Annotated in this window: 15 protein-coding genes; 5 read left to right on the top strand and 10 right to left on the bottom strand. The window is 63.9% G+C overall.

The genetic code is table 11. The features are described from left to right. Window positions 1-37 precede the first annotated feature (37 nt). The gene (locus ACYVH8_RS00075) at window positions 38-1,081 is read right to left on the bottom strand and encodes an NAD(P)/FAD-dependent oxidoreductase (RefSeq protein ID WP_460486839.1); all 1,044 of its coding nucleotides are present in this window, start codon (window positions 1,079-1,081) and stop codon (window positions 38-40) included. A gap of 43 nt (window positions 1,082-1,124) precedes the next feature. Next, window positions 1,125-2,066 carry a LysR family transcriptional regulator gene (locus ACYVH8_RS00070; RefSeq protein WP_460486838.1) on the bottom strand — a complete coding sequence of 314 codons (942 nt, stop codon included), beginning with the start codon at window positions 2,064-2,066 and terminating at the stop codon, window positions 1,125-1,127. Between the two features lie 123 nt (window positions 2,067-2,189). Between ACYVH8_RS00070 and ACYVH8_RS00065 the strand changes: the two genes are divergently transcribed. From ACYVH8_RS00065 to ACYVH8_RS00050, 4 genes are all read left to right on the top strand, one after another. Then, complete coding sequence (locus ACYVH8_RS00065) at window positions 2,190-2,891, top strand: pirin family protein (protein WP_460486837.1); 702 nt, start codon at window positions 2,190-2,192, stop codon at window positions 2,889-2,891. Between the two features lie 303 nt (window positions 2,892-3,194). After that, a complete protein-coding gene (locus tag ACYVH8_RS00060; protein WP_460486836.1) occupies window positions 3,195-3,605 on the top strand; it encodes a DoxX family protein in 411 nt (136 codons plus the stop codon). 111 nt (window positions 3,606-3,716) lie between these two features. Continuing rightward, the gene (locus ACYVH8_RS00055) at window positions 3,717-4,271 is read left to right on the top strand and encodes a flavodoxin family protein (protein WP_460486835.1); all 555 of its coding nucleotides are present in this window, start codon (window positions 3,717-3,719) and stop codon (window positions 4,269-4,271) included. A gap of 50 nt (window positions 4,272-4,321) precedes the next feature. Further along, on the top strand, window positions 4,322-5,203 hold the full coding sequence (locus tag ACYVH8_RS00050; RefSeq protein WP_460486834.1) for a pirin family protein: 882 nt from the start codon (window positions 4,322-4,324) through the stop codon (window positions 5,201-5,203). Here ACYVH8_RS00050 and ACYVH8_RS00045 read toward each other — a convergent pair whose 3' ends face one another. The 3 genes from ACYVH8_RS00045 to ACYVH8_RS00035 all read right to left on the bottom strand — a co-directional run bounded on the left by ACYVH8_RS00045 (window position 5,204) and on the right by ACYVH8_RS00035 (window position 9,728). After that, complete coding sequence (locus ACYVH8_RS00045; protein WP_460486833.1) at window positions 5,204-7,906, bottom strand: EAL domain-containing protein; 2,703 nt, start codon at window positions 7,904-7,906, stop codon at window positions 5,204-5,206. It lies immediately after the preceding gene. Continuing rightward, the gene (locus ACYVH8_RS00040) at window positions 7,903-8,910 is read right to left on the bottom strand and encodes an ABC transporter substrate-binding protein (RefSeq protein ID WP_460486832.1); all 1,008 of its coding nucleotides are present in this window, start codon (window positions 8,908-8,910) and stop codon (window positions 7,903-7,905) included. The genes ACYVH8_RS00045 and ACYVH8_RS00040 overlap by 4 nt, the downstream gene beginning before the upstream one ends. A gap of 80 nt (window positions 8,911-8,990) precedes the next feature. Continuing rightward, complete coding sequence (locus ACYVH8_RS00035) at window positions 8,991-9,728, bottom strand: sulfurtransferase (RefSeq protein WP_460486831.1); 738 nt, start codon at window positions 9,726-9,728, stop codon at window positions 8,991-8,993. Between the two features lie 70 nt (window positions 9,729-9,798). Here ACYVH8_RS00035 and dnaE point away from each other — a divergent pair, with 70 nt between their 5' ends. Further along, complete coding sequence (dnaE, locus tag ACYVH8_RS00030) at window positions 9,799-13,272, top strand: DNA polymerase III subunit alpha (protein ID WP_460486830.1); 3,474 nt, start codon at window positions 9,799-9,801, stop codon at window positions 13,270-13,272. 40 nt (window positions 13,273-13,312) lie between these two features. Here the strand turns inward: dnaE and ACYVH8_RS00025 are convergent, their stop codons facing one another. From ACYVH8_RS00025 to ACYVH8_RS00005, 5 genes are all read right to left on the bottom strand, one after another. Beyond that, window positions 13,313-14,683: a COG3904 family protein gene (locus tag ACYVH8_RS00025; RefSeq protein ID WP_460486829.1), complete on the bottom strand. Its 1,371-nt coding sequence runs from the start codon at window positions 14,681-14,683 to the stop codon at window positions 13,313-13,315. Between the two features lie 82 nt (window positions 14,684-14,765). Next, window positions 14,766-15,332 (bottom strand): hypothetical protein, encoded by a 567-nt coding sequence (locus ACYVH8_RS00020; RefSeq protein ID WP_460486828.1) that lies wholly within the window; start codon window positions 15,330-15,332, stop codon window positions 14,766-14,768. After that, window positions 15,332-15,604 (bottom strand): hypothetical protein, encoded by a 273-nt coding sequence (locus tag ACYVH8_RS00015; protein ID WP_460486827.1) that lies wholly within the window; start codon window positions 15,602-15,604, stop codon window positions 15,332-15,334. The genes ACYVH8_RS00020 and ACYVH8_RS00015 overlap by 1 nt, the downstream gene beginning before the upstream one ends. Continuing rightward, on the bottom strand, window positions 15,601-16,365 hold the full coding sequence (locus ACYVH8_RS00010; protein WP_460486826.1) for a hypothetical protein: 765 nt from the start codon (window positions 16,363-16,365) through the stop codon (window positions 15,601-15,603). Before ACYVH8_RS00010 ends, ACYVH8_RS00015 begins: the two co-directional genes overlap by 4 nt. A gap of 231 nt (window positions 16,366-16,596) precedes the next feature. Beyond that, window positions 16,597-16,773, bottom strand: a complete 177-nt coding sequence (locus tag ACYVH8_RS00005) for a hypothetical protein (protein ID WP_460486825.1) — start codon at window positions 16,771-16,773, stop codon at window positions 16,597-16,599. Window positions 16,774-17,097 lie beyond the last annotated feature (324 nt).

Raw genomic sequence — 17,097 nt, 5'->3', positions numbered from 1 at the left:
CTGCGGCGGGACTTCGACAGGCTCGGTCCGAACGGATTCAGCAGACTTTCAGCGCCAGTTCCAGTCCGGAGATGAAAGCGTCCTCGACGCGGTGACCCAGGCACCAGTCGCCGCAGACGCCGATGCGCGAGGCCGGCTCCCACAGATGGCTCTGGTTCAGCGCTTCGAGGGTCTGCGCGTAGTGCCAGCGGTGCACGGTGGCGTAGCTGGGTTCGGCGCGGATGCCCGTCACTTCGGCAAAGGCCTTGAGCAGCTTGGACTGCACGCGATCGGCGTCGTCGTTGAGGTGCTCCTGCGACCAGGCCGGGCTGGCCTGCACGGTCCAGCGTTCAACCGGGCCGCGCTGCGGTTTGCTCGATTCACGCGCCAGCCAGGCGATGCGGTGGTGCGTGCTGCGCGCCGCATTCCACTGGGGCCCGAATGCGGACATGCCGGGTTGCATGGCCTGCGGAAAGGCCACCATCAGCGTCCAGCAGGGGGCGACCTGGACGCCCGCGATGCGCTCGGCCAGGGTCGGCGCCTGCTTCGAATGCCGCAGCAGTTCGTGGGCCTGCACGCTGGGCATGGCCAGCAGCACGCCGTCGAAGCCGGAGTGCACATGGCGGCTGTCGTCCAGGCCCTCGGTCTGCAGTTGCCAGCGGCGCTCGTTGAGCGCATCACGCTCGATCTTGACCACGCGGGTCTGCAGTTCCACGGCGCCGGCGTTCAGCAGGGGCTGGGCCCAGCGGCGCACCAGCGCATTCATGCCGGGGGCGGCCACCCAGTGCTGCTCGCGTGTCGGCAGCGGGGCGGCCACGACACGGCCCAGGGGGTCGAGCACGCGCACGGCGTTGGCGCTCCAGGGCCGGCACAGGCCGGGCACGGTTTCCAGCGCGCGGGCGAACAGGGGGTTGCGCACCGTGAAGTACTGGGTGCCGTGGTCGAAGCTGCCGAACTCGGTGTCGCGCGTGGCCATGCGGCCGCCCGCACCGCGGCTTTTCTCGAACAGCGTGACCTTGTGGCCGGCCTGCACCAGGGTGCGGGCGCAGGCCACGCCGGCCATGCCGGCGCCGATGACGGCGTAGTGTTGCGCGGATTTCATGTCAGCAGTCTCCGTTCTTGTGTGTCTGGTTTTCTTGGCAGCGTCACTTCCACTGTACCGGACCCAGCAATGCGCTTCGGGTCGCAGGACTTTCCAGCTGCTTGAGCCACCATTGCAGGGCACGACCCTGGCTGCTCTTGCTGCCGCCGCGCCAGGCGTAGCTCACCCGTATGACGCGCGGCGGGCGCTCGGTCTTTTTCACCACCAGGCGGCCGGCCTCGAGGTGCGGGCGCGCCAGGCATTCGGGCACGAAGCCGCCGCCCAGGCCACGCAACTGGGCGTCGAGCTTGGCCTGCATGCTGGCCACGGTGAAGACGTCCTGCCCGGCCAGCAGGCCGATGGTCACGCCGCCGCCGCGTTGCACGGAATCGGCCACCGCCACCGCGCGATGCCGCAGCAGCAGTTCGTCGCCCAGGGGTTCGGGCGCGGCGGCCAGCGGGTGGTGCGGCGCCACAACGTAGATGAAGGTCACCATGCCCATGGCCTTGCCGTGCACGCCGGCGCTGGTGGTGGGCTCCAGGGCCACGCCGAGGGCCAGGTCGGCCTGGCCGGCGGTCAGCGCCTCCAGCGTGCCCGAAAGGGTTTCCTCGCGCAGCTTCAGGCGCGTGGGCGACTGCAGCTGGAAAAAACTTTCGCACAGCTCCATCACCGTGGTGCGGTTGACGATGCCGTCCAGCGCCACCGTGAACTGCGATTCCCAGCCCGTGGCCACGCGTTTGACCCGGTTGGCCACGGCGTCGATCTCGGTCAGCAGGCGCTGGCCTTCGCGCAGCAGCTCGGCGCCGGCGGCGGTGAGCCTGGCCTGGCGCGAGCTGCGGTCATAGAGCAGCACGTCCAGCGCGTCCTCGATCTGGCGCACGCGGTAGGTGAGGGCGCTGGGCACCACGCCCAGTTGACGCGCGGCGGCGGCAAAGCTGCCGGCGCCTTCGATGGCCTGCAGCATGGCGAGCGCGTCGGGGGTCAGGACATCGCGGGCGGTTTGCATGCTGGGGCTATTTTATTTCAAATCATTTGAATGATGCCATCAAAGCACATGGACTGCAAAACCGCAGGCGGCGTCTAAAGTTCATCCCATCGTGAGCAGTTTCTTGAACCAGGAGCACACACCATGCTGACTCTCCGCAAATCACAGGACCGCGGCTACGCCGATCACGGCTGGCTCAAGTCCTTCCACAGTTTTTCCTTTGCCGGCTATTACGATCCCCAGCACATGGGTTGGGGCAATCTGCGCGTGATCAACGAGGACCGTATCGCCCCGGGCACCGGCTTCGGCACGCACGGGCACCGCGACATGGAGATCATCAGCTACGTGCTTTCGGGTGAGCTCGCGCACAAGGACAATATGGGCAACGGCCGTGCCATCCCGCCCGGTGATGTGCAGCGCATGAGCGCCGGCAACGGCGTGATGCACAGCGAGTACAACCACGCGCCGAAGGACACCACGCACTTCTTCCAGATCTGGATCCAGCCCAATGTGACAGGCATCCCGGCCAGCTACGAACAGAAAACCTTTGCCACGCCCGAAAAACGCGGTGCGCTGCGCCTGGTGGCCTCGCCTGACGGCGCTGACGGCTCGGTGTTGCTGCATGCCGACGCGCGGCTGTACGCCGGTTTGTTCGATGGCGACGAATCTGCCACACTGCCGCTGGACCCCGCGCGCAAGAGCTATGTGCATCTGGTGCGGGGCGAACTGGAAGTCAATGGTCAGCCCCTGGCCGCCGGGGATGCGGCCCTGATCGACCAGGAGAAGCAATTGGCGTTGAGAGCAGGCAAAAACGCCGAAGTGCTGGTCTTTGACCTGAGTGCCTGAGTTTAGGGCCTGTTCACACTAATTTCTTAAGATGCGTTGCGGATCAAAAAAATCATGCGGTAGGCGCGTGGACGCCGCCGGGGTAGGCCCCCGGCAAGTCCGCGCAACACCCCGCATGGCTTTTTTGGCCGCAACCCGAAGGGAACGGGGTGCAAACGACGCCACTCGTTGTTGCACTCCTCACCCAGACCACCAGTCTGGGATTCGTCGTGCGCCTAGATTGGCGCCGTTTGCACCCTGTTCGCACTTGAGAAATTAGTGTGAGCAGGCCCTGGTTTTCATACAACCGTTCAAGGAGTACCCATGTTTCAGCAATACCAAAACCCCCTGGCCCTGATTGCCCGCATCCTGCTGGCGCTGCTGTTCCTGATTGCCGGTTTCGGCAAGATCGGCGGCTTTGCCGGCACGGCTGGCTACATCGCTTCCAAAGGGCTGCCGCTGCCTGAACTGGGCGCGGCGATTGCCGTCATCGTCGAGTTCGGCGGCGCGCTGGCCCTGATCGCCGGTTTCCAGACGCGCATCGTGGCGCTGGTGATGGCGGTGTTCACCATCGCCACCGGTGTGATCTTCCACAACTACTGGGCCATGCCGGCTGATCAGGTGATGGTCAACCAGATCATGTTCATGAAGAACCTGTCGATTGCCGGCGGTCTGCTCATGCTGAGCGCCTTTGGCGCCGGTAGCCTGAGCCTGGACGCCAAGCGCAAGGCCTGAACGGCCTCACCTCACCCCTCCCGATTCTCCGTGCTTCCCTGACCCCGGCGCTGCCGGGGCGGGAGGGGTTTTGCCGGAATTTCGTTAGCCCCTTTTTATTGGAGACAGGTCATGAGCAAGGTCGTTGTTGTTTTTCATTCGGGTTATGGCCATACCCAGCGTCTGGCCCAGGCTGTGGCCGAGGGCGCTGGCGCCGAGCTGCTCGCCATCGACGCCGATGGCAACCTGCCCGAGGCCGGCTGGGAGACGCTGGCCGCAGCCGATGCCATCATCATGGGCAGCCCGACCTATATGGGCAGCGTGAGCTGGCAGTTCAAGAAATTCGCCGATGCCTCCAGCAAGCCCTGGTACACCCAGGTCTGGAAGGACAAGGTGTTCGCGGGCTTCACCAACAGCTCCAACGTCAACGGCGACAAGGCCTCGACCCTGGGCTATCTGCACACCCTGGCCATGCAGCACGGCGGCATCTGGGTGGGCCTGGGCCTGGCGTACCACAACACCAAGGACTCCAGGCGCAGCGATGTGAACTACCTCGCCGCCAATGCCGGCCTGATGGGGCAGACGGCCTCCGACGCTGCGGCCGAGAAGGCCGATGCCGGCGACCTGGAGACCGCCCGCCTGTTCGGCCAGCGCGTGGCCGGTGTGGCGGCCAAGTTGCGCGGCTGATCCGGCTGCCGGCTGCTGCTAGAGTCAGGCTCCAGAAGGAGAGCCCCACCATGAGCACCCCAGCGCGCATCCTCACCGGTCACCAGAAGGATCTGGGCGGGGGCTTCCAGGTGCGGCGCCTGCTGCCGGCCGCGGCACAGCGCGCGGTCGGGCCCTTCATCTTCTTCGACCACTTCGGTCCCGCGCTGGAAACGCCGCAGAGCGAGCACGATGTGCGGCCGCACCCGCACATCGGCCTGGCCACCGTGACCTATCTGTTCGAAGGCGCCATGATGCACCGCGACAGCATCGGTTCGGCGCAGCTGATCGAGCCCGGCGCCATCAACTGGATGACGGCCGGGCGCGGCATCGTGCATTCCGAGCGTCGCCCTGAATCGCTGCGCGGGCGCTCCTACGTCAACCACGGCCTGCAGCTCTGGGTGGCCCTGCCGCGCGAGCACGAGGAGACCGAACCGGCCTTCGAGCACACGCCGGCTTCGGCCATCCCCGAAGGACGGGCGGGGGATGCGACGGTGCGGGTGCTGGTGGGGGAGGCCTTCGGGCTGCGTTCGCCGGTGCGCACCCTCTCGCCCACGCTCTATCTCGACGTGCAACTGCCGGCCGGTGGCCGTCTGGTTCTGCCCCCGCTGGCAGCTGAACAGGCGGTCTACCTTGTGCAGGGCGCACTGACACTGGATGGCCAGCCGCTGGCAGCGCAGCAGATGGCCGTGCCGGGTCAGGACACCGTCACCCTGTCCGCTGCAGAGCCTGCCCGTCTGGTGGTGGTCGGCGGGGCCGCGCTCGATGCACCGCGCCATATGTGGTGGAACTTCGTCTCCAGCCGCAAGGAGCGCATCGTCGAGGCCGCCGAGACCTGGGAGGCGCAGCGCCTGGGTCAGGTGCCGGGCGAGACCGAGTTCATTCCCCTGCCCGAGCGGCGCTTCCTGCCCTGATCAGCGAGGAGCCGCCAGGGCCTCCGGGTGCAGCTTGTGCACCAGGGCGACCAGGTCTTCGAGCGCCTGGGGCCGGGCGTAGAAATAACCCTGGAACAGGCGGCAGCCCTGCTGCTGCAGGATGTCGCGCTGGGCCCCGCTTTCCACGCCTTCGGCAATCACCTCCAGGCCCAGGCTCTGGCCCAGGGCGATGATGGTCTGGGTGATGGCGACGTCGTTGGGGTCGGTCTGCAAATCGCGCACGAAGGAGGCGTCGATCTTGAGCTGCTGGATGGGCAGGCGCTTGAGGTAGCTCAGCGAGGAATAACCGGTGCCGAAATCGTCGAGCGCGAACTGCACACCCAGCGCCACCAGCCGGCGCATCTTGTCGCTGGCGTCGTCGATGCTGTGCGCCAGCACGCTTTCGGTCAGTTCCAGCTGCAGCCGGCTGGCATCGGCGCCGGTGGCCATGAGCACCGAGGTCACGCTTTCCACGAAATTGGCCTGCAGGATCTGGTGCGCGCACAGGTTGACCGAGATCACCAGCTCACCGAGCACCGGCTGGCCGCGCCAGCGCTCGATCTGATGGCAGACCTGCTCCAGCACCCACTGGCCCAGCGGCAGGATCAGTCCGGTTTCCTCGGCCAGGGCGATGAACTGCCCCGGCATGACCAGGCCGCGCTCGGGATGCAACCAGCGCACCAGGGCTTCGGCGCCCACCATGCGGCCTGCGCTGTCGAACTGCGGCTGGTAAAACACGCGGAACTGGTGCTGGGCCAGGGCCTGGTACAGGTCTGCCTCCAGGGCCACGCGCTGGCTGAGCTGCACGGCGATCTCGTGGTCGAAGAAACGGATGGCATTGCGTCCACCGGCCTTGGCCTGGTACATGGCCATGTCCGCGCGCTTGAGCAACTCATCCGCACCGGTGTCCGGGCCGTCGAACAGCGCCACGCCGATGCTGACCGACATCTGGTGGTACTGGCTGTCGATGCCGAAGGGCTCGCGCATGCTGTGGCGCAGTTTTTCGGCCAGTTCGCGCGCCTGCTGGCCGGCGCGCTCGGGGTCGGCGTCGAGCCGTTCCAGCAAGACCGCGAACTCATCGCCGCCGGTGTGCGCGATCAGCCCCTGCTCGCCGACGATGCGCAGCATGCGCCCGGCCACGGCCTGCAGCAGCGCGTCGCCGACCTTGTGGCCCAGCGTGTCGTTGAGCTGCTTGAAGTGGTCCAGGTCGGAGAACAGCAGGGCGCCACGGCTGCTGCCGTTGTGGCGCCCCAGCTCTTCCTGCAAGCGCTCGAACAGCAGACGGCGGTTGGGCAGGCCGGTGAGGGCGTCGTGGTAGGCCAGCTGGTAGATGTGCTCGCTGTGGGCCTTGCGCTCGGAGATGTCGGAGAAAACGGTCACGCTGCGCACGAAGCGCTCATTGCGGCGCATCGGCCGGCTGCTGACTTCCACCGGGAAGGACTTGCCGCTGGCGTTGACGAAAAGGTTTTCGCCTTCGTACGGCTGTTGCCAGCGCTGCGGATCGAGCAGGGGGTTCGCGCCCGGGGGCTGGGGTGCGACGATCATGGGCAGCAGCCGCCGGCCCAGCAGGGCCTCGCGCTGGTAACCCAGCAGGCGGCAGGCGGCGCGATTGACGTAGGTGACGATGCCATGGCGATCGAGCACGAACATGCCTTCGCCCATGGCGTTGCTGAAAGAGGCCATGCGCTGGCGCAACCAGGTCTCGCGCAGCGCCATGAGCAGCATGAGCAGCAGGGTCAGCGTGGCGCTGGCGATCAGCAGGCGGTACTGGTGCCAGATGTCGGACCAGTTGACCGGCTGGGGCCGGTCGAAAGGCGGAAGGCGCATTTCACGCATCAGGGTGCGCACCGGTTCGTAGTCGGCCGGGGTGACAAAACCGTACAGCCCCATGCGACGCGCCAGTTCGCTGCCGTGCGGCAGCGAGAGCAGCGCCCCGGCCACACGCACGGAGATGCCTTCGCCCAGATGCGGCATGGCCACCACCGGCCACTGCGGGTAGAGGCGGGTGGAGAGGGCAAAGGGGTAACCCGGGTAGCCCTGCGCGTTCAACACCTTGACCTGGCGCAGGTCGAGCTGGCCTTCGCGCGCCATGTTTTCGATCAGGCCGGTGCGCACGTAGGCCGCGTCGGCGTGGCGGTCCACCACGGCCTGCACGGTCAGGTCCTGCGGTGCACCGGTCTCCAGGTATTCCAGGGACCTGACCCCGGCACGCGCCAGCTCGGCGGCCTGGAGCTGGAAGGCGCCGAAAGACATCTGGTTGGGTACGGCGATGCGCTTGTTCTGCAGGTTGCGCAGTTCCATGAGGTCCGGGCGGTCGCTGCGGGTCAGGATCACCCCGCCCATGGCCCGCACGGGCCGGCCCTGATCGAGTTCGATCAGGGTGGCCAGGGGCGAGGACAGGCCGTTCTCGTGCACCAGGCGCACGTACTCGGCGGGCTGGGTGATGAGCAGGTCCACGGACTGCTGGCGCATGGCTTCCTGCTGCTCCGGGTAGTTGTAGATGCGCAGCACGAAGCGCACCTCGGGCACGCTGCGGTTGAGGTAATCGGCCAGCGGACGCCACTGGGCTTCGGCCATGGCCTTGGGGCGGAAGGACAGCACGCCCACGTTGACGACGGTCTCCTGCGACCAGACCGTCTGCGCAGCCAGCAGCAGAGCGATCGGGGCGCTCCACCAGGCAGACGGGCGCGGACGTGGTGTCATGACGTGGGCAGGTAGAGGCTGGACAGCAGCCGCTCGGTGTTGACGGGTTTCTGCAGCAGACCGGCCTGCTGCAGGATGGGCGAGAGCCGGTGGACCGCTTTCAGCAGGGCGCTGTCCGTCCCCGCGAGATAACTCAGATTGCCGATGCGGTCTGGAAGTTCCAGTCCGCGCAGCGAGTTGATCAGGCCTTCGGCGCTGACCTGCAGCCGCGGGGCCACGCGGTAGGCGGCGTCCCAGGGGTTTTGCCGCAGGTAGGTCAGGGCCTTGAAATACGCCGCCAGGCAGGCGCGCAGCCCGTCCGCGTGGCGGTCCAGCACCTCACTGCGCATGGCCAGCACGTCGAAGATGGTGTTGGGCAGCTGGCGTGTGCTCAGCAGGAGGCGCGCACCGCGCGCAAGCAGCCTTCCGGCCAGGGGTTCGTAGGTGATGAGGGCATCGATGTGGTTGCGGTCCCAGGCGGTCTCGTGCTCGTCGTAGGGGATGGGCTGTACTGAGACATCCTTGCGTTGCAGTCCGGCCTTCTCCAGGATCAGCGTCAGCATCAGGGCGCCCAGGGTCGAGTCCTCCACGCCCACGCGCTGGTTGCGTAAGGCCGCCAGGTCGCGCATGCCGGGGCGGGCCAGCAGCATGTCGGCGCTGCGCGAGACGTCAAACACCAGCACGATCTGCAAGGCAACGCCCTGGTCGCGCAAGCGCAGGACTTCGTCCAGTGTGAGCATGACACCGTCCACCCGGCCGTCGTAGGTGAGCTGGATCGACTCCTGCGCGGTGTTGGATTCCTGCAATTCGACACCGGGGGGCATATAGCCCAGTGTGCGCGCCAGGAACATGGGTTCGTAGCCGGGCCAGGGCTGGCCCACCAGCCGCATCGGCTCCTTTCGGTCACCGCAGGCGCCCAGGACCCAGGGCAGCAGCGCGCCGGCCAGCAGGCTGCGGCGCTGCTGCCCTGAAGGCAGGGTGCCGGCAGTCCTGGATGCGGTGGAGTCGACACGCAGCATACGCATGGGGGAGGGTAGGTGCTACCCCCATGGTAAGTCAAGTCCACGGATTTCCGCATGCAGGGACCCGGAGTGTGATGAATATGTCACTGTTTGAGGGCGTTCAGGTCACTGCCCAGGGCTTCGCGTTCGTCGAAGACAAAACAGCTGCCGCGGTAATGGGCGCCGCCCGTTTCCTCGAAATATTTCAGGATGCCGCCTTCGAGCTGGTAGACGTGGTCCAGCCCGGCCTCCTGCATGAGCAGGGCGGCCTTTTCGCAGCGGATGCCGCCGGTGCAGAAGCTCACCACGGTTTTGTCCTGGAGTTCCGCCTGGTGGCCCTTCAGGGCAGCAGGGAAGTCCGAGAACTTTTGGATGCGCCAGTCGATGGCGCCTTCGAAGGTGCCGTGATCGACTTCGAAGGCATTGCGCGTGTCCAGCGTCACCACGGGCCGGCCCGCGTCGTCATGCCCCTGGTCCAGCCAGCGTTTGACGGTGGCGGCCGCCACGGCCGGCGCACGCCCCTGGGCCGGGCGAATGGTCGGGTGGTTCATGCGGATGATCTCGCGCTTGACCTTGATCAGCATCTTGCGAAAGGGCTGGCGTGCCGACCAGCTTTCCTTCGGCGTGAGGTCGGCCAGGCGTGGATCCTGACGCAGTTGCGCCATGAACGTGCGCACGGCCTCGCCCGGCCCCGCGAGGAAGAGGTTGATGCCTTCCTCGGCCAGCAGCACCGTGCCCTTGAGATCCAGGGCTTCGGCCTGTTCGTGCAGGCGGTCTCGCAGCGCATGGGCGTCGGGCAGGGGAACGAATTTGTAGGCGGAGATGTTGAGGATGTCGTTCACGCCTCGATTTTAAAAGACAGAGGGGTTTCCAGCGGTGGCTGGTCCGGTCCGGAAAACTACAATGGATCCCATGTTTGCCCATCTGCGCCTGCACACCGAGTTTTCCGTCGTCGACGGCACCGTCCGTATCGAGGACATCGTCAAGGCCGCGGCGGCGGACCGCCAGCCGGCGCTGGCCATCACCGATCTGAACAATCTGTTCGGGGCCATCAAGTTCTACAAGGAGGCGCGCGGCAAAGGTCTCAAGCCCCTGATCGGCGTGGAAGTCCTGCTCGAAGGCCTGGGGCGGGACCCCTCGGCCACGTCCCGCCTGCTGCTGCTGGTGCAGAACAAGCAGGGTTACCTCAACCTCTCCGAGATCCTGGCGCGCGCCTGGACCGGCAACGTGGTGAAGGCCCAGGCCGTGGTCAAGCTGGCCTGGCTGCAAGAATTGCACGAGGGGCTGATCGCCCTCTCCGGCGCGCAAAGTGGCGCCGTGGGCCAGGCCCTGGTGCAGGGTGACACCGCTCGCGCCCATGAGATGGCGCTGCAGTTGTCCACCATTTTTCCGCACCGCTATTACCTGGAACTGCAGCGCGCCGGCCGCCCGGACGACGAGGCCCATGTGACCGCCGCCGTTCAGCTGGCCGCGCGCATGAAGCTGCCGGTGGTGGCCACGCACCCGGTGCAGTTCGCCCTGCCCGACGACTACGAGGCCCACGAGGCGCGTGTCTGCATCTCCGAAGGCGAGATCCTGGGCAACCCGCGCCGGGTGCGCAAGTTCACGCGCGAGCAGTACTTCAAGAGTGCGGCGCAGATGGAGACCCTGTTTGCCGACCTGCCCAGCGCCGTGGCCAACACGCTGGAAATCGCGAAGCGTTGCAACCTGACGCTGGTGCTGGGCAAGCCGCAGCTGCCCAATTTCCCCATCCCCGGCGGCCTGAGCATCGAGGAGTATTTCCGCAAGGCTTCCTTCGAGGGTCTGGAGGAACGGCTGACCCACCTGTATCCGGACGCGACCAGACGCGAGTCAGAACGCCCGCGTTATGTGGAGCGCCTGGAGTTCGAGATCAACACGATTTTGAAGATGGGTTTCCCGGGCTACTTCCTGATCGTGGGCGACTTCATCCAGTGGGCCAAGGCCCATGGCTGCCCGGTCGGCCCGGGCCGCGGCTCGGGCGCCGGCTCGCTGGTGGCCTATGCGCTGAAGATCACGGACCTGGACCCGCTGGAATACAAGCTGCTGTTCGAGCGTTTCCTGAACCCGGAACGTGTCTCGATGCCGGACTTCGACATCGACTTCTGCCAGGCCAACCGCGACCGCGTGATCGACTACGTCAAGGACAAGTACGGCAAGGAGGCGGTGAGCCAGATCGCCACCTTCGGCACCATGGCCGCGCGCGCCGCCATCCGCGACGTGGGCCGCGTGCTGGACATGAGCTACACCTTCTGCGACGGCATCTCCAAGCTCATCCCCAACAAGCCGGGCCAGCACATCACGATTGCCGACGCCATCCAGGCCGAGCCCATCCTGGCCGAGCGCCTGGAGAAGGAAGACGAGGTCAAGACCCTGCTGGCGCTGGCGCAGAAGCTCGAGGGCATGACCCGCAACGTGGGCATGCACGCCGGGGGCGTGCTGATCGCACCGGGCAAGCTGACCGACTTCTGCCCGCTCTACCAGCAGCCCGGCAGCGACGCGGCCGTGAGCCAGTACGACAAGGACGACGTGGAGGCCGTGGGCCTGGTGAAGTTCGACTTCCTGGGCCTGGCCACGCTGACCATCCTGGAGATCGCGCGCGAGTTCATCATGGCGCGTCACCCGGGCCAGGAGAACTTCGCCTTCGAGAACATCCCGCTCAAGGACAAGGCCACCTACCAGCTGTTCCAGGAAGGCAAGACGGAAGCGGTGTTCCAGTTTGAAAGCCGCGGCATGCAGGGCATGCTGCGCGACGCCAAGCCCACGCGCCTCGAAGACCTGATCGCACTCAACGCCCTGTACCGCCCGGGCCCCATGGACCTGATCCCAAGTTTCGTTGCACGTAAACATGGGAGAGAAGAAGTCGAGTACCCGCACCCGGCGGTGGCCGAGATGCTGAGCGAGACCTACGGCATCATGGTCTACCAGGAACAGGTGATGCAGACCGCGCAGATCCTGGGCGGCTACTCGCTGGGTGGCGCCGACCTGCTGCGTCGCGCCATGGGCAAGAAGAAGGCCGAGGAGATGGCCGAGCACCGCGAGAAATTCCGCGTGGGCGCGCTCAAGACCCACAACATTCCCCAGGACAAGGCCGACGAGGTCTTCGACCTGATGGAGAAGTTCGCGGGTTACGGCTTCAACAAGTCGCATGCCGCCGCCTACTCCCTGCTGGCCTACCACACGGCCTGGCTCAAGGTGCACTACACGGCCGAGTTCTTCTGCGCGAACATGACCGTGGAAATGGACGACACCGACAAGCTCAAGGTGCTGTTCGAGGACGCCCTCAAGATGGGCATGACCTTCGAGGCGCCGGACGTCAACCGCGGCCACTACCGCTTCGAACCGATTTCCGACAAGGCCATCCGCTACGGTCTGGGCGCCGTCAAGGGCACGGGGCAACAGGCCATCGAAGCCATCGTCAAGGCCCGCCAGGAGGGCGGCCCCTTCACCAGCCTGTATGACTTCTGCGTGCGCGTGGACCGCACACGCCTGAACAAGCGCAGCATCGAGGCGCTGATCAAGGCCGGCGCTTTCGACTCCCTGCAGCTCAACCGTGCCTCCCTGGTCGCATCGATCGACCGCGCCTTCGACTTCGCCAACGCCACCGCAGCCAACGTCAACCAGGGCGGCCTCTTCGACCTGGGAGACGACAGCCACGGCGCCAGCACGCAGGAGCCGGATCTGGTGGACATGCTGCCCTGGGGCGTGAAGGAACGGCTCACGAACGAGAAGACCGCCGTGGGCTTCTACCTCTCGGGCCATCTGTTCGACGAGGTGTCCATGGAGGTGCGCCGCTTCGCCAAGCGCGAACTGGCCGACCTGATCGACACGCGCGAGCCGCAGCTGCTGGCCGGCATCGTCAGCGACTTCCGCGTCATCAACGGCCAGCGCGGCAAGCTCGCCCTCTTCAAGCTCGACGACAAGAGCGGCGTGCTCGACGCCCGCGTGGACGAGGCCCTGATGAACGCCAACCGCAACCTGCTCAAGGACGACGAGCTCATCGTCGTCATGGCCAAGGTCATGCCGGATCGCTTCTCGGGCGGCCTGCAGCTCAACATCAACCAGCTCTGGAGCCTGGAGGCCGCGCGCTGCCGTTTCGGCAAGTACCTGCGCGTGGCCGTCAACGGTCGTGCGCCCGACGTGCAGCGTCTGGTGGCAGAACATCCCCCGAAGCGCGAGATGACCGAGCAGGGCGAGCTGCTGCGCGGCCTGGGCGTGCGTCTGACCCTGCGCCGTCACGGCGCGGGCATTGCGGCGGCGGCCGAACTGCAGCTGGGCGAGGACGCGAAGTTCTATCCCAGCGATGCGGCGCTGGCGGGGTGGATGGCGCAGGCGGATCAGGGCAAGGCGGTCATCGTTTACGAGTGACGCGTCTGCTGATCCGCCTGGTCGGCACATCGCAGGCCGCTCAGTACCTCGTTCCTCGCTCGGTCCAGTATGTTGTGGCAAAGCCAGCCCCAATCAGCTGATCGGGAGTGGGGTACCACATCGAGTAGCTAGGTGTATCCAGCGCTTGTTGCACAAAAGGCTCGGCAATGCCTCGGGATCGGTAGTAGTCTGCTATCCAGTGATCTGCCGAGGACCAGGCCGTGCTGAAGGCTTTGCCGAAAATCCAGCTCCGGTGGAAGCCAACCTCGGTTGCGTCGCCCAGATAGCGTTCCTTACCGGCCGCCACGAGCAAGGTACAGGCGCTTTCACAATGCTCAAAGGTCACCGTGTCCATGCCAAACTCTTGGATCAGTCTGGCCATGGCGATGCCCTCAATGACGGAACCCCCAGGGCTCTCCACCTGCAGCAGCGTCAGTCTTGGCTTCTGCCGTAACGCCTGCTCAAGCGCCTTGTAGCTCCCAAAGTTCAATGCCCCCCGAAGGATGATGCGACGTGATACCGGGTCGTGCAAGACTTCGGCGGGCGGCGGCCGGATGGTGACCGTATGAACGAGACCCAGGAGCCATACAAAGGACGCCAGGACAACCACCACCGAAGTGATAACCATAGTTGAGCAGGCCACCACGAACGCTGAAAGGCTGACCAAGATTCCGCCACCCGATTGGTGCCAACGCAGAGCGCTTCTGCCGACCCCCACACACCACCACGCAAATCCTGCGGCCAATGCGAGGACGAGAAACAGAATCAGCCACTGCCGCAAGACATATTCACCCGAGTAGGTCGATATGTCTTTCGCTCTTGAAAGCAGATAAAAGACAACAAACACCCAGACCACCAATGCGAGTCCAGATCGGAAGAATGCCCGCGCCAAGGTGATCTGGCCGCGCCAGTGGCCGACAATTTCTGTTGCCAACAGACGCTTCCAGCTCAAGGCTGGAGCGGGTGGGCGAGGCTGATGATGTTTGGCCCGCGCCTTGGGCGAAGCAGGGATGACGGGAGGGACGATATGCCTAGCCTGGGCTTCGTCCTTGTCGGATTCCTTGAAGTCCTGACCAAACCGATCGTGAACTCCGGGCTTTTCTCCACGCTTGCGACGTCCTGGTTCGATGACATCCTTTGCCAGCCAGGCAAGGAGCCTGAGCGATTCCTGTCCACCCATGCGTTTGAGTTCGCGGGCCAGGGCGTTTTCGCTGATGTAGCGCTTGGGTCCGGTATCGAGCCGGCGTATTGACGAACCGTAGGCGTGTTCCAGGGCCTTGTCCGCACGCAGATTTGGCAGGATGTGACGAACCTCCGCCGTGATCAGCCAGTGGTAGTGATCCTCGGACTCAGCGACGTCAAGTTTCCAATGGCGGTATCGCGCCGGCCAGGTGCGAAAGTCTTGGCCCATGCGTACAAGCTCCCTGAATCTATTCTGTCTACTCCTATGAGAGATGTGGAGTACTGCTCCATCTCACCATCGGAGACGATTTCTACTTGGCGGAGTGCTCATAAAGTACCCGGGTACGCCAGTTGACCTTGACATCAATCTCCCACACCAAGCCCGCAGTCCGCACTGCGGCAATGAGTAGCAGGTGGATACGTTCCCGGTTCAAATTGGTGTCGACGTACCACCCGTCGGGTAAAGACGCGCTGTACCGCTGCGCCCATGACAGGGATTTACCTGGAAAAAGTGCCAGTGGGCTACGCGCGACATAAGGGCGTAATCTGCCGCGTCGCGCCATGGCCCTGGCCATTGCCTCTCGCTCTTGCGGGAAGTCTTCCCACAGCTGCCGGAGCATGGTGCGGTGGATGTCGATTTCGCTGTCGCAGGGGATAAATCGGCCGCGGTATTCGAAGCCTTGGTATGCGAACTTGATCGCGGGACGGGGCTTGAGCGTCGGACGCGTCAAGTCATCGAGGGTCCGCACGAGATCTGACTGCCGACTCTGAAGCAGCGATATCCGCTTCTGGCAGTCAAGCAGCGCCATTTCCGTCTGGGTGAGTTCAACGAGCAGCGCGTTGCCATTGACTGAGGTCGGAGGACTGTTAAGCATCATTATTTTCTCCATATGCGTTGGGTGCGATGTCCTACCGTGATCGTCTGGCCGTCGTCACTTACGACCTTATAGGCGTCCATCCACTCCGCCATCTTTGAAACCATACGACGTCCCAGGTCCCGCTCCATGCAACGGATACTCCTCTTGTCCAGATAGAGGATGACTGCGCCGTGGCCGTCATGTTCCTCGTGGCCGTATTGGTCCAGTAGTTGACTGACTATGGGCACGAAACCGCGTTGTTGGGCTCGCATTTCGGCATGGCGGGTGTTCATGAAGCCCCCAGATCGAGTAAGAGCAAGTCTTCAAGCTTCGTGTGTTCCTTTTGAGCCGGGTGCTCGGGGATGAGGTAGTCTGGGAAATAGCAGTTGAACGGGGTGAGGTCAAATTTCTCGTTCTCTTTTGTCAGGATGGTCGTGTAGACGCGCTCTGGCAACTCTATCTGACCACCGAGAGTATGTTGTACCCGTATAGTCTTTCCGGAGTCAGGGCAGATGAAGTCATGCAGGCTGGACTCCTCCGCATAGATGTCAAACGCCGCTCTCATGGCCCAAAGCGGGTCAATGACGGGATCGAGGGGGTAGAAGCCATTTTGGAAAAACGGCCCCTCGTGCTTCCATTCACTCCACACGTGCGCGCGCCAATCGCCATCGACAGAGGGAAAGAAGCATCTGTCGATCACTTTGGGTGACGCGCCAAGCATCAGGAACAGACGATTGAAGAACGCGTCTCGAACGATCCGCTTGCGTTGGCAGATGTCGTTTAGCCGTTTGGTCAATGTGAGCGGTAATGCCAAGCTTACGGGATCGCGGTCCTTGAGAGCATCCAAGCGGCCCTGAATGTAGTTATAGCTAGCTTGAGAGTTTGCGAGCGCGACTTCTTGATCCAGGTGGTCGAGCTCGTTTTCAAGGACTCGCTCGAGGTAGGCGTCACGGCGCAGACATGCTGCCTCGGTCTTCTTCTTCAGTGCGCTAAAGATCGGTCTCCAGATCTTGACAGTGATTTTGTGAACAGTCTTGGTATCGGGCTTTGCCATCGTGGCCTCCGCAAGGAAAGATCAGATGAGCGAATTATAACAACACAAATCTGAATTGCAAGTCCATTTAGATAAAGAAAAAAGAGTGAAATAAGATATTGATTTTAAACAATAAAATTCATTAATAATTTTTTTAGGTTATTCTGGGATTGACGCTGGATCACGGCTGTAATTCACACTTTCGGCTGCCATTGCCGGCTGGACCGTGACCCCGGCTCGGGGATTTCTCGCTTACTGGTCGAACAGGTTGGCAGCCTGGCAAATAAGGTCGAACGGGAAATGATGGTGCTGGCGGCGTTGGCCGAGCTGTTGCAGGTGATCGTTAAGTTTGCCCCCGAACATCGCTGCGTGACGATAGCCGCAGCCAACAGATTGACCGGGGCGAGCCGCAATACGCTGAAGCAGCATTTCAGAAATATCACGGAGCGGGGCATCTGCGGGCGCTCGACCGGGATCGGAGTGTCTACAGCGAATTGAGGTAGAGAAGCCGGTCGGTCGTCGGGTTGAGATGAAAAGAATCAAGTGCTATCAGACAGACCCGAATCTTTTTATAAAAAGCACAACTCCTTTGATATTCGATGCATGCAGACTGTCAATAATTACCACTAGTAGACTGTAACGTTTAAGACGGAAGTATCATTGCGGCGATCTCATTGGAGGTTGCGATGAAACTCACCAAGAGCGAACGCATGGAACTTCAGCAGCAAGTTGCCACGAGGATTGGTCGGGCCG

It is taken from the genome of Curvibacter fontanus, from assembly GCF_054780335.1.
This window is presented reverse-complemented; position numbering and strand designations above follow the sequence as displayed.